We start from the raw sequence: 13,021 nt of genomic DNA on the forward strand, positions 1-13,021 counted from the left end.
AATCTCGAAAGGGCCCCGCGTCGCCGCGGAGCCCCCAAACTTGCGAAGCCCGAGGCTTACTGGATGTCTTCGGCCTTGAGGTAGCCCGAGTCGATCACGAGAGCCTGGTAGTTGGTGGCATCGACTTCATACGGGGTCAGCAGGATCGACGGCACAACCTTGACGCCATTGTCATAGGTGGTGGTGTCGAGGCCTTCCGGCGTGCCGCCCGAAACCAGCGTGTCGACGAGGTCGGCAGTGGTCTTGGCCAGTTCGCGGGTGTCCTTGTAGATGGTCGAGTACTGTTCGCCAGCAACGATCGCCTTCACCGACGGAGCTTCAGCGTCCTGGCCGGAGATGACAGGCCACGGCAGGTCAGCCGAGCCATAACCAACGCCGCGGAGCGACGAGATGATGCCGCGCGAGAGGCCGTCATAGGGAGCCAGAACGCCCTGAACGGTCGAGCCGTCCGAGTAGTTGGCAGAGAGAATGTTGTCCATGCGAGCCTGGGCAACTGCGCCGTCCCAACGAAGGGTACCGACGGTGTCCATGCCCTGCTGGCCGGACTTCACGACGATGTCGCCAGCGTCGATCATGGGCTGCAGAACCGACATTGCGCCGTCATAGAAGAAGAAGGCGTTGTTGTCGTCCGGCGAACCGCCAAACAGTTCGACGTTCCACGGCTTCACGTCCGGGAAGCGTTCCTTGAGGCCCTTCACGATGGAATTGGCCTGGAGCACGCCGACCTGGAAGTTGTCGAAGGTGGTGTAGAGGTCAACATTCGGCGTGTCGCGGATCAGGCGGTCATAGGCGACAACCTTGATGCCGGCATCGGCAGCCTGCTGCAGAACGGCCGACAGCGTGGTGCCGTCGATCGAGCCGATCACGAGAGCCTTGACGCCCTTGGTGACCATGTTTTCGATCTGGGCAAGCTGGTTCGGGATGTCGTCTTCAGCAAACTGCAGGTCGACGGTGTAGCCCTTGGCTTCGAGAGCCGTCTTCAGTTCGTTGCCGTCCGAGATCCAACGGAGCGACGACTGAGTCGGCATTGCAATGCCGATCTGGCCCTTGTCCTGGGCGTAGGCAACGGTCGCGGCGGTGGCCATCAGGGCACCGGCAGCAAACAGCGTCGCAATTGATTTCAGAACCTTCACGTCTCGACTCCCTTAGATTTTTCGAGGTGATTGATGTGTTCGTCGTGGTTTCCGCCGATCAGGCCAATTGGTTCCTGCATCCAGTCCGGGCGAGGCGAGCCTACCCGAAAAAGGGCGCTCTACTCTGCCCGCCGGCCTGGCGCCGGCAGCTTTCGATGGAACTGCATGATGTCCTCCTGCGTGACGGCTTGAATGCCGCCTTGGCCCTCTCGGGATCCACGGCCCGCAAACTAGGATAATCAGATATGCGTGTAAAGCAGGGCAAAGTGGTGGAAGGTTATTTTTTCGATTGTCGAAGATATAAACTTGCGCGTAGAAGGCCCACTTTCAGGCGGTTGCTGTCCGGTGCGACAGTCGCTAACCTTGAGGAATACGAGGAAACCACCTCGCCAATATGAACCGGAAAACGGTCGGCGAGAGTCAAAGGTATCTGATACCTCGGGAGGAGTTGTGGTGAGTTTGAGTGGAGACGCGCGCTCCGATCACGGCAGTGCTGCAAGCGCTGTGGCCGACGATCTGGCGCAACTGATCCTTGGTGAGCTGGCACCGGGCCAAAGCCTCCCCAGCGAGGCCGATTTGGCAGAGCGTTATTCGGTCAGCCGGCTGACCATTCGCGAGGCCGTAAAACTCCTTGCCGGCCGGGGCCTTTTGGAGCTCGCCCGGGGTCGCCGCGCTATGGTGCGCGAACCCGATGGCTCCGCCTTCACCGACTTCCTGACCTCCATCGTAAGGACCGATCCCAAGGGCCTCTTCGACCTCGTTGAGGTACGTTTGTCATTGGAAGTGCAATCGGCCACCCTCGCTGCCAAAAGAGCGAACCGGGCCGGTATCATCGCCATCGAAAATGCCCTCCAGGGCATGCGCGACTCGATCGGTGATTCCACCGACTTCGCAGACGCCGCCGCCGAAGCCAACTTCCACTCTTTCGACTTCGGCTTCCACGAGGCCGTCGCCCTCGCCAGCGGTAACCGTGTTCTCGGATATCTCTTCGAAGCCATGGCCGTACCGCTGCGCGAAGGATTCTTCATCAGCCAGCGCGGCCATGCCGATCGCGGCCACACCCCGCATGACACCATCGCCGCCCACCAGCGCATTCTCGATTGCATCCGAGAGGGCAATGGCAGGGCCGCCGCCGAGGCCATGCGCATGCACTTGCGCGATACCGAACGCGACATTCGCATGGCCGTAACAAAAATGGCCCAGTCACCCGTTCGAAGCTAACAGTCTGCTAGCGAACTCACCGCCTATCCAAGCCCCTGAATCACCGCTAAGCTCCCTTTCGGGAAGCTGAATATCTGTGGCCATGGAGCGAGCGACGCGTTCGAATGTCGATCAAAGCCGCAATCTATCACCGGACCCATTACAAGTATGATCGCCCCGTTATCCTCGGTCCGCAGATCATCCGGTTGCAGCCGGCGCCCCACTCCAAGACCAAGGTCCTGAGCCATTCGCTCCGCGTCGCGCCGGATCTGCACTTCGTCAATACGCAGCAGGACCCATACGGTAACTTCCTGACCCGATTCGTTTTTCCGGAGCCCGTTACCGAGCTGAAGATCGAAGTCGACCTCATCGCCGACATGACGGTCTACAACCCCTTCGACTTTTTCGTCGAAGAATCGGCCGAGACCTGGCCCTTCGAATATCCCGAAGACATCCGCGCCGACCTCTCGATCTACCGCGTCCCGGAAAAACTTACTCCCGCCCTCCAAACCTTCCTCGATACTATCGACCGGCGTCCACGCAATACCGTGACCTTCGTCACCGAGCTCAACGCGACGCTCCAGCAGAAAATCAACTACATCGTCCGAATGGAGCCCGGCGTCTGGGCGCCCGAGGAAACCCTGACCAATGGTCAAGGTTCATGCCGCGACTCAAGCTGGCTTCTCGTTAACATATTGAGAAACCTGGGCTTTGCGGCGCGCTTCGTCTCCGGCTACCTGATCCAGCTCAAGCCAGACCTCGTCTCGCTCGACGGCCCCGCCGGCACCGACCACGATTTCACCGATCTTCACGCCTGGTGCGAAGTCTACCTCCCCGGCGCCGGCTGGGTCGGCCTCGACCCCACCTCCGGCCTCCTCACCGGCGAGAGCCACGTCCCCCTCGCCGCCACCCCGCATTACCGAAACGCGGCCCCGATTTCCGGCCTAGCCTCCTACGCAGAAGTCGATTTCAACTTCGACATGACGGTCACGCGCGTCGCCGAGCACCCGCGCATCACCAAACCTTTCTCGGACGAAAGCTGGAACCGTCTCAATAGTTTAGGTCACGAAGTCGATTCTATCCTGAAGGCTGAAGACGTCCGCCTGACCATGGGCGGCGAGCCCACTTTCGTCTCCATCGACGACTTTGAAGCCGACGAATGGAATGCCGGCGCGGTCGGCCCCACCAAGCGCCGCCTCGCCGACGACCTGATCCGCCGCCTCCGCTCCCGCTTCGCCCCGCAAGGCATGCTGCATTACGGCCAGGGCAAATGGTACCCTGGCGAAACCCTGCCCCGCTGGACCTTTTCCCTTTACTGGCGCCTCGACGGCAAGCCAGTCTGGCGCGACGAAAAACTCATTGCCCGAGAAGGCGTTAAGACCACCGCCTCGCACGACGATGCCCGCAAATTCCTCGAAAGCTTCGCCCGCAATCTCGGCCTCACCGGCGACACCATCGACGAAGCCTATGAAGACCCCGGTGAATGGCTCCTCAAGGAAGCCAAGCTCCCCGACAACGTCGACCCCGCCAATTCCGAACTCACCGACCCCGAAGCCCGCTCGCGCATCGCCCGCGTCTTCGAGCGCGGCCTCACCAATCCCACCGGCTATGTCCTCCCCGTCCAGCGCTGGAACGCCGCCGCATCCAGTCCCTGGCTGACTGAAAAGTGGAAGACCCGCCGCGGCAAACTCTTCCTCGCGCCTGGCGATAGCCCTGCCGGCTACCGCCTGCCCCTTGCCTCGCTGAAGCACTTGAGGCCGACATCCTATCCCCACGTGGTCCCGCTCGATCCCGGAGCGCCCCGCGTGCCTTTGCCCGATCCGGAGGAACTGCTTTTCCGTGAGAAAGCCGACGCCCGCCCGCAGGCAGCCTCGTCTTTCACCGCCGCGAGCGAACAGCAAGACCGCACCGAGCAGGTCATCAGCGAGATAGAAGGTGAGGTGCGCACTGCCGTCACCGCCGAGATTCGCGACCACCGCCTCTGCGTCTTCCTGCCCCCAGTCGAGCGCCTCGAAGACTATCTCGAACTCATCGCCGCCACCGAAGCCGCCGCGAAGGAAATCGGCCAGCCCGTCCACCTCGAAGGCTACGCGCCGCCACACGATTCCCGCCTCAACGTCATCCGCGTCGCCCCCGATCCGGGCGTGATTGAGGTCAACATTCACCCGGCCTCAAGCTGGGACGATTGCGTCGCCACCACCGCGGCGATTTACGAAGAAGCCCGTCAAAGCCGCCTCGGCGCCGACAAATTCATGCTCGACGGCAAGCACACCGGCACCGGTGGCGGCAATCACGTCGTCGTCGGCGGCGCCACACCGAGCGACAGCCCCTTCCTCCGCCGTCCGGACCTATTGAAGTCGCTAATCCTCCACTGGCAGCGCCATCCCTCGATGAGCTACCTGTTCTCCGGCCTCTTCATCGGCCCCACAAGCCAGGCGCCGCGCTTCGACGAAGCCCGCCACGACAGCCTCTACGAACTCGAAATCGCCATGGCGCAGGTCTTCGCACCTGGCCAGGGCCTGCCGCCCCTGCCCTGGCTCGTCGACCGCTTGTTCCGCAATCTTCTTACCGACGTCACCGGCAATACCCACCGCTCGGAAATCTGCATCGACAAGCTCTATTCGCCCGACGGCCCCACAGGCAGGCTCGGTCTCGTCGAATTCCGCGGCTTCGAAATGCCGCCCAATGCCCGCATGAGCCTGGCCCAGCAATTGCTGGTCCGTGCCCTCATCGCCCGCTATTGGCGCGAGCCAGCCCAAGGCGATCTCGTCCGGTGGGGCACCACCCTCCACGATCGCTTCATGCTGCCCCACTTCGTCTGGCAGGATTTTCTGGGCGTCCTCGCCGACCTAGGTCGCTCCGGCTTCGACTTCGATCCCGCCTGGTTCGAAGCCCAGCTCGAATTCCGCTTTCCCTTCTGCGGCGAAGTCGAGGTGGAAGGCGTTAAACTCGAACTGCGCCAAGCGCTTGAGCCCTGGCACGTGATGGGCGAAGAGGGCGCCATCGGCGGCACCGTGCGCTATGTCGATAGTTCCGTTGAACGTCTGCAGGTCAAGCTGACCTCGCCGAACCCCGACCGCTACGTCGTAACCTGCAACCAGCGCCCCGCTCCGCTTGCCGCCACCGGCACAGCCGGCACATCCATCGCCGGCGTCCGCTTCAAGGCCTGGCAGCCAGCCTCGGGCATGCACCCGGTCATGCCAGTCCACGCCCCGCTGGTCTTCGACATCTACGACAAATGGACCGGTCGCCCCATCGGCGGCTGCACCTATCACGTCGCCCATCCGGGCGGCCGCAATTACGAGACTTTCCCCGTCAACGGCAATGAGGCCGAGGCACGCCGCCTTGCGCGTTTCGTTCCGCACAACTATACGCCCGGCACCTATCCTTACCGCCCGGAGCGGCCAGCGGACGAGTTCCCGCTGACGCTTGACCTCCGGCGACCGCCCCGGTTCACCTGAACGCCATGATCAAGCGGAACTCCGAATCCCGCAGCGCCCCGCCCCAAGGTCCGAGCCTTATTTCGGACTATCGGCTCCTGCCGGGCGTACCCGACGAAATGCTCGACCCCAGCGGCGCCCTGCGCCCCGGCTGGGACCGGCTCATGTCGGCCTTCGATGCGCTGGGCTCGACTGAGCTTGCAGCCCGCTTCGAGCGCGCCGACCAATATCTGCGCGATGCCGGCGTCTTTTACCGCAAATATGACGGCGCCGAAGGCAAGGAACGCGCCTGGCCACTCGCCCATATTCCGCTGCTCATTGACGAAGCCGAATGGCAGACCATCTCCAAGGGCCTCGTGCAGCGCGCCGAGCTCATGGAAAACATCGTCGCCGATATCTACGGCGACAATCGCCTGGTTCAGGAAGGCCTGCTGCCGCCTGAACTCGTGGCGCAAAACAACGAATTCCTCCGCCCCCTCGTCGGCGTCAAACCCGCCAGCGGCCATTTCCTCCATTTCTGCGCCTTTGAACTCGGCCGTGGCCCCGATGGCGCCTGGTGGGTGCTGGGCGATCGCATGCAAGCTCCCTCCGGCGCCGGTTTTGCGCTCGAAAACCGCGTCGCCACCACGCGCGCCCTGTCCGATGTCTATGGCGAGATGAACATCCAGCGCCTCGCCGGCTTCTTCCGCGATTTCCGCGATCATCTCTTCGTCCAGGCCAAGCGCGACGGCGGCCGCGTCGGCATTCTGACGCCCGGCCAGCTCAACGAAACCTATTTCGAACACGCCTATATCGCCCGCTATCTCGGCCTCATGCTGCTCGAAGGCGAAGATCTCGTGGTCGAGGACGGCCAGGTCATGGTGCGCACCGTCGCGGGCCTCAAACCCGTCAGCGTCCTCTGGCGCCGCATGGATGCAAGCTTCGTCGACCCGCTCGAACTGCGCTACGACAGCCGCATCGGTACGCCCGGCATGGTAGAGGCCGTGCGCTCGGGTTCGATCTCGATGATCAATGCCCTTGGCACCGGCATCCTCGAAACCCGCGCCCTCGCCGCCTTCATGCCGCGGCTCTGCAAGCACCTGCTTGGGACTGGCCTCGAACTGCCCGAAATCGCCACCTGGTGGTGCGGCCAGGCCGCCGAGCGCGAATACGTCCTCGACAATTTCGACGACCTGATGATCGGGCCCGCCTTCGCCACTACCCTGCCCTTCGACGATCTGCGCGGCACCGCGCTCGGCGCCAGCATGACGGCGGGACAAAAAGCCCAGCTCAAAGATCGTATCGCTACCCATGGACGCGATTATGTGGGCCAGGAGCCGGTGCGCCTCTCGACGGCCCCTGTCTATGCCGACGGCAAGCTCGAACCGCGCCCCATCACCCTCCGCGTCTTCGCGGCGCGCACGGAGCACGGCTGGAGCATCATGCCCGGCGGCTTCGCCCGCGTCGGCTCGACACCTGATACCACCGCCCTCGCCATGCAGCGCGGCGGCCAGGCGGCCGACGTCTGGGTAGTGTCCTCCGCCCCAGTGGAACAGGTGTCGCTCCTGCCCCAGGAAGGCGACCGGCTCGTGCGCAATTCGCCCGGCAGCCTACCGAGCCGCGCCGCCGACAATCTCGTCTGGCTCGGCCGCTATGCCGAACGCTGCGAAGCGACAGTCCGTATCCTGCGCGCTTACAATGCCCGCCTCGCAGAGCTCTCCAAGCCGGACCTGCCGATCCTAACCCGCTGTGCTGAATTCCTGGAAAGCATCGATGTCGACGCGACGGAAGCCATGCCGCAAGGCCTGCTCATGTCGATCGACAGCGCCGTGCACAGCGCCGGCCAGATCCGCGATCGTTTCTCGCCCGACGGCTGGTTGGCATTAAACGACCTGCAAAAAACCGCGCAGCGCTTCGCAACGCGTATCGCCACTGGCGACGACGCCACCCGCGCCATGACCGTGCTCTTGCGAAAACTGGCAGGCTTTTCCGGTCTGGTGCACGAAAACATGTATCGCTTTGCGGGCTGGCGCTTCCTAGAAATCGGTCGCCGCCTGGAACGCGCCATCCAGATCGCGCGCATCACCGGCTGGCTGACCGACGAAGACGCACCCGACGGCTCGCTGGAAATGCTGCTCGAAATCGGCGACAGCGTCATGTCCCATCGCCGCCGCTATTCGGTGACCGCCGGCACGCAGAGCGCCATCGATCTCCTGGTCCTCGATCCACTGAACCCGCGCTCGGTCCTCTTCCAGCTCACCGAATTGCTCACGCAGCTCGAAACACTGCCCGGCGGCATTCGCGATGGACAGCTTTCAAGCGTCGCCAAGGCCGCGCTGCAATTGCAGACGCGCCTCATCACGGCCGAGCCCCAAACCATGACACCGGAAAAACTCGACGAAATCTCAAGCGAAATCGGCCTCCTCGCCAGCCTCATCGCCGCGCACTATTTTACCTGAACCATGCTCTACGATGTTCGCCTGACCCTCACCTACGACTATGACGCGCCCGTTCACGGCGGGCGCCACCATATTCGCGTCGCCCCGACGACCGTGCCGGGCGTGCAGCGGGTCATCGCCTCGTCGCTCTCCTTCTCGCCAAAGCCGCACCGCCTCACGAGCTTTGTCGACTTCTTCGGCAATACGGTCAGCGATGTCACCTTTGTCGAGCCGCATGAAAAGCTCGAAGTCCGGCTGACGGCGCGGGTGCAGGTGGACGATCTCGGGCAGCCTGCCGACCTTTCGGCTTCGCTTGACCAGCTCGGGCTCGAAGTGGCCCGCTATTGGTCGGTCGAGGCAGATAGTCCCCAACACTTCCTTGCCGCCTCGCCCCGCGTCCAGATCGTGCCCGATATCACCGAATATGCCGAGAACGAGACTGCGGGGGCTGAAACCGTTCTCGCCAAGGCAATGGCCCTCTGCCTCGCCATTCACAAGGATTTCGAATACGACCCCAAGGCCACCGACGTCGAAACCAAGCCGGCGGAAGCCTTCAATCTCAAGAAGGGCGTCTGCCAGGACTTTGCCCACGTCATGATCGCAGGCCTGCGGGGCATGGGCATTCCGGCCGGCTATGTCTCCGGCTTCCTCCGCACCATTCCGCCAGCGGGCCAGGCACGCCTAGAAGGGGCCGATGCCATGCATGCCTGGGTGCGCGTCTGGTGCGGCACCCATACCGGCTGGGTCGAATTCGACCCCACCAATGCCATGATCGCCGGTGGCGACCATATCTCCATCGGCCATGGCCGCGACTATGCCGATATCTCCCCCATCGTCGGCGTGCTGCGCACCCACGGCTCGCACGAAACGCGCCAATCCGTCGACGTCATCAAGGTCGAATAGCCCCGCGTTCGCGCCGCTGGAACCAAATCTGCACCTCGCCGTTTGTCTGTCATGCCGCCCGCGACGGGCAATTTGACTGAGAACTCCGCCACTTGCGGAGTGTTGGAGGCAGAGATGACGCAGGCTGAAATCAGAGCCCTCGAACATGCGGGCCGCTCGACCGCAGTATGGTCAAACGAAGTCTACGACATCTCCCCCCATTTCGGCGACGTTGCCCGGGCCCTCTTTCCGGCAGCGCTGATTCTCGCGACAGCCACCGCGCTGCTTGTTGCCCTGCTCTAGCCTGCCCACAAAGACAACAACAATCGGCCCGCCTAAAGCTCGGCGATAAGGCCAGATAAAAGTCGAGGTAGTTTCATGACACTCGGTACCATCCTAATCATCATCCTGATCCTGCTGCTGATCGGTGCCCTGCCGAGCTGGGGTTATTCCCGCGGCTTCGGCTATTTCCCGTCCGGCATTCTGGGTGTTGTCCTCATCGTGGTGCTCATCCTGGTCCTGATGGGACGGGTCTAGCATCACCGCAATAAAGGCACGCGCTCCAGGCGTTTCGTGCCCCTGCGAACCGACAGACGCCCCCCTTTCGGTTCGCCCCCTCGCCCCGGTGCACAAGTGCATCGGGGCTTTCTCTTTCATCCACAATTCCGGCGGAACCGCCTGCCGTGTCAGGCGTTTTCCGTTCACAAAACAGGAGTGTACCCATGGCTTCGACGACTGATATGGCTCCCACCACGACCCGCAAGAGTGGCAGCACTGCAAGTTCCCGCCGCCCCGCCACCAAAACGCGCGAGCAGGAGCTTGAGGCACAGGTCGCCCAGCTCCAGTCCGACCTCAAGTCCATCACGGAAACCCTGCGCAAACTGACGGGCGAAAAAGCGGGCGAAGTGCGCGACATTGCTGAAGCCGAGTTCCGCCACCTCAAGCGTCGTGGCCAACATATGGTCGAGGAAGCGCAGGATCAGGCCGGAGAATATGAACAGCAGCTCAAGGACACGATCCGCGAAAAACCTCTGACGGCGGTCGCGACCGCTCTCGGCATCGGTTTCGTTCTGGCCCTGCTGACGCGCTGATGCTTGGTCTGTTGATGCCTCTTGCGGGGCTCCTCGGCCTGGAGGTCGAGGGGCTCAGCCAACGCGTGAAGGGCCTCGCGATCGTCTATGCGCTGATCCTCGTCTGCGCAGTGATTGGCTTTGGCTTCCTCATCACTGCCGGATATATCGCGCTTAGCGACGCCATGGGGCCACTGACGGCCGCATTGATCCTTGCGGGCTCTTTCCTCGCCTTGGCGCTCATCGTCTATATCGGCTTGGCCATCAGCGAAAGCCGGCGCCGCAAGCGTCTTGCCGAACGTCGTCGCGCCAGCGACGCAGGCGCCTTCCTGACAACCGCCGCGCTCACCGCGCTCCCCCTTCTCACCCGTTCGCCCATGCTGGTTCGCCTGGGCATTCCAGCGGCCGCCCTTACGGTCCTGGCCCTGCTGCGCGAGAAGGATACACCCGACTCGTGACGGCTTGCCGCCACGAGTTCTCTAAGCGTCTTTGGCTGGGAAAATGACCGACAGCGCCAGCGGCAGAATGGTGAGCTCGACATCGCGCTCAAGCTCGATCAATTCGCCATCGATCACCGCATGCACCTCCCGCTTCCGCTTTGGGAAGTGGAGAACGAGGCTTTCGCTTTCGAGTTCGGTAACCTGCGGATTGGCCCGCCAGCGGCCGACCAGCACGTCGATGACCAGACTGATGAGTTCGCCCGTCGTCACCGTACCCGCAAAATAGACCCCCAGCCGCCCCGTATCGAGGCGCTGCGCCACTGGCACGGGACCATCATCGAGCGGATTGTTGGAGACGGCGATGCCGGACACCATTCGCTTCTGGCGGCCCGAACCATCCTCGAATTCGACTTCGAAACGAGGAGGATTGATCGCCGCCGCCGCAATGGCGCGCAGGCTCGCCAGCATCTTTCCGACGCGGCTGCGATAGACCATGCCATTGCGGATCCGTACGAGGCGCGCATGAATGCCCACGCCGAACTGATGTACGAAGGGTTGGTTATTGGCCGTCGCCAGATCGACCTGCCCCACCGTCCCCTTCGCCACCGCATGCAGCGCCCTCCGAATGTCGGGCGGCACGCCGAGAGCACGGGCAAAAAGGTTCATCGTACCGGCGGGCAGTACGCCGAGCACCTTGCCCGTGCGGTGCGCGATGGCCGCCGCCGAGGAAATGGTGCCATCCCCGCCGGCAGCGATCATCGCGTCGACATCGGGATCGACCGAAAACCGCTCGATCGTGGCGAGCACGTCGCTTCCGCTCACGACATGGCACTGCAACTCGTGCCCAGCCTCGGCAAACACGGCCATGGCCTCGGCGCAAAATGCGTCGAGATCCATGGTGCGCAAGGTGCCGCTGTCGCGATTGAGAATTGCGGCAACTCGCATATGGTTCACTCCATGGCCGACTGGCTGGGCGGAGCCGGCGTTCTATCGAGCGCGGGCAAGGAAACGGAAATGGTGACGCCTTCACCCGGAACGCTGGCATAGACGGGTTCACCGCCGAACTGGCCCGACAACTGGCGGATGATCACAGACCCTAGCCCGCCTTCGTCCTGCCCCTCCGGCAGGCCCACACCATTATCCGAGACCTTCAGCGTCGGCACGCCCGCTTCATTGCGAAACAGCGCCACTTCGACGCGACCGCGGCGGCCATCTGGAAAACCATGCTTGAGAGCATTGGTCACAAACTCGCCGACCAGAATGCCGAGCGTCGTCGCGTCACGCGCGCTGACCTCGATGCTCTCGATCTTGCCTTCGATGGCAATGCGCCCGGAATCGGTCTGGGTCGTCGCAATGTCTTCCAGCACCGCACTCAGAAATTCATCGGCGCTGGCCGATTCCATATCGTCCCCCAGGCGCAGGCGGCGATGAGCGGACGCAATGGCATGGACGCGCAGCCGGGCCGCTTCGAGCGCCGTACGCACCTCGGCGGAACGGGTGCGCATGAGCTGCAGCGCCAGCAGCGAAGAAACCGTCGCCAGCGAATTGCCGATCCGGTGGCTGGTGTCCTGCAGCAGGGCCTCGACGCGCTGCCGTTCGCGCTCGGCATGCGCGCGAGCCTCCTCGATCGCGCGCGTGCGCTCGGCGATCTCGGCCTCCAGCGCTTCATTCTGATTGATAAGGCCGCGATGACGCTGGGCCATGGCGCTGACCTGCTTCTGCGTTCGCGCCATCAGGGCATAGGCAAGACAGACGGCCGCTGCGAGCGCCGCGATGATCGTGCCGACGAGCCAGACTCGGGATCGGTCGATCCCCTCGTTGCGCAAGGCGAGCTTCTGGTTCTCTTCGGCAATGAAATCTTCAAGCGTGGCACGCACTTCGCTCATCAAGCGCGCGCCCATGCCGGTCTCGATCAAGCTCTGCGCTTCGTCCTGCCGCGCCGTGGCAACGAGTTCGACGGTGCGCGCCATTTCGGCCATCTTGCCGGCGATGTCTCCCGTGATGGAGCGCATCCGCTCGGCCTGGGCCGCATCATCCGCCGTCATTTCCAGCAAGGTCTGCACATAGCTATCAACCTGGGCTGCCGCGGCATGATAGGGCTCAAGAAATTGCGCATCGCGGGTCAGCACATAGCCGCGTTGGCTGGCTTCGGCCTGGCTCATCACATTGACCAGTTCCCGCGCCGTATCGCGAACCGCATAAGTATCGGTGATATCCCGAAGCTGACGATCCATGCCCTGCATGAGCAGCAGCGAAACGACCGCCGCGAGGCAAACCAGAACGAGCGACACCCATATGGCAATGCGTCTCGCCGTTCGCCGTCCTAAAACTGGCGTCTGTGCGCCCGCCGCTCGTTGTGCCACGACACTCATCCACACCGTCTCTTTCCGACCCGCGCCAAAAGCCCGACGGCCCCCTATGGTATGTCCACCGCTTGCC

Annotated in this window: 11 protein-coding genes; 8 read left to right on the top strand and 3 right to left on the bottom strand. The window is 63.1% G+C overall.

Translation table 11 applies throughout. The annotated features are described in order from the left end of the window. Positions 1-56: 56 nt before the first annotated feature. Positions 57-1,124: a multiple monosaccharide ABC transporter substrate-binding protein gene (chvE, locus tag JP75_RS14090; RefSeq protein ID WP_035084242.1), complete on the bottom strand. Its 1,068-nt coding sequence runs from the start codon at positions 1,122-1,124 to the stop codon at positions 57-59. Positions 1,125-1,586: 462 nt separating this feature from the next. Here chvE and JP75_RS14095 point away from each other — a divergent pair, with 462 nt between their 5' ends. The 8 genes from JP75_RS14095 to JP75_RS14120 all read left to right on the top strand — a co-directional run bounded on the left by JP75_RS14095 (position 1,587) and on the right by JP75_RS14120 (position 10,600). Further along, positions 1,587-2,354, top strand: coding sequence for a FadR/GntR family transcriptional regulator (locus JP75_RS14095; RefSeq protein ID WP_152565853.1), 768 nt, complete (start codon positions 1,587-1,589; stop codon positions 2,352-2,354). A gap of 104 nt (positions 2,355-2,458) precedes the next feature. Then, the gene (locus tag JP75_RS14100) at positions 2,459-5,794 is read left to right on the top strand and encodes a transglutaminase family protein (protein WP_035084028.1); all 3,336 of its coding nucleotides are present in this window, start codon (positions 2,459-2,461) and stop codon (positions 5,792-5,794) included. A 5-nt stretch (positions 5,795-5,799) separates the two neighbouring features. Further along, complete coding sequence (locus JP75_RS14105) at positions 5,800-8,211, top strand: circularly permuted type 2 ATP-grasp protein (protein WP_035084030.1); 2,412 nt, start codon at positions 5,800-5,802, stop codon at positions 8,209-8,211. Between the two features lie 3 nt (positions 8,212-8,214). After that, the gene (locus JP75_RS14110; protein ID WP_035084032.1) at positions 8,215-9,093 is read left to right on the top strand and encodes a transglutaminase family protein; all 879 of its coding nucleotides are present in this window, start codon (positions 8,215-8,217) and stop codon (positions 9,091-9,093) included. Between the two features lie 114 nt (positions 9,094-9,207). Continuing rightward, complete coding sequence (locus JP75_RS26585) at positions 9,208-9,375, top strand: hypothetical protein (RefSeq protein ID WP_160194693.1); 168 nt, start codon at positions 9,208-9,210, stop codon at positions 9,373-9,375. Between the two features lie 75 nt (positions 9,376-9,450). Beyond that, a complete protein-coding gene (locus JP75_RS25905; RefSeq protein WP_084587687.1) occupies positions 9,451-9,609 on the top strand; it encodes a DUF3309 family protein in 159 nt (52 codons plus the stop codon). Positions 9,610-9,794: 185 nt separating this feature from the next. Then, on the top strand, positions 9,795-10,163 hold the full coding sequence (locus JP75_RS14115; RefSeq protein WP_051960716.1) for an ElaB/YgaM/YqjD family protein: 369 nt from the start codon (positions 9,795-9,797) through the stop codon (positions 10,161-10,163). Further along, entirely contained in the window at positions 10,163-10,600 is a 438-nt protein-coding gene (locus JP75_RS14120; RefSeq protein ID WP_051960717.1) for a hypothetical protein, read from the top strand. Before JP75_RS14115 ends, JP75_RS14120 begins: the two co-directional genes overlap by 1 nt. A gap of 21 nt (positions 10,601-10,621) precedes the next feature. On the opposite strand, the gene JP75_RS14125 is transcribed toward JP75_RS14120, so the two are convergent. Continuing rightward, positions 10,622-11,527, bottom strand: coding sequence for a diacylglycerol/lipid kinase family protein (locus JP75_RS14125; RefSeq protein ID WP_035084034.1), 906 nt, complete (start codon positions 11,525-11,527; stop codon positions 10,622-10,624). Positions 11,528-11,532: 5 nt separating this feature from the next. Next, complete coding sequence (locus JP75_RS14130; RefSeq protein WP_160194694.1) at positions 11,533-12,954, bottom strand: sensor histidine kinase; 1,422 nt, start codon at positions 12,952-12,954, stop codon at positions 11,533-11,535. Between the last annotated feature and the right edge of the window lie 67 nt (positions 12,955-13,021).

Origin of the sequence: Devosia riboflavina (assembly GCF_000743575.1) — a bacterium.
Taxonomy (GTDB): domain Bacteria; phylum Pseudomonadota; class Alphaproteobacteria; order Rhizobiales; family Devosiaceae; genus Devosia; species Devosia riboflavina.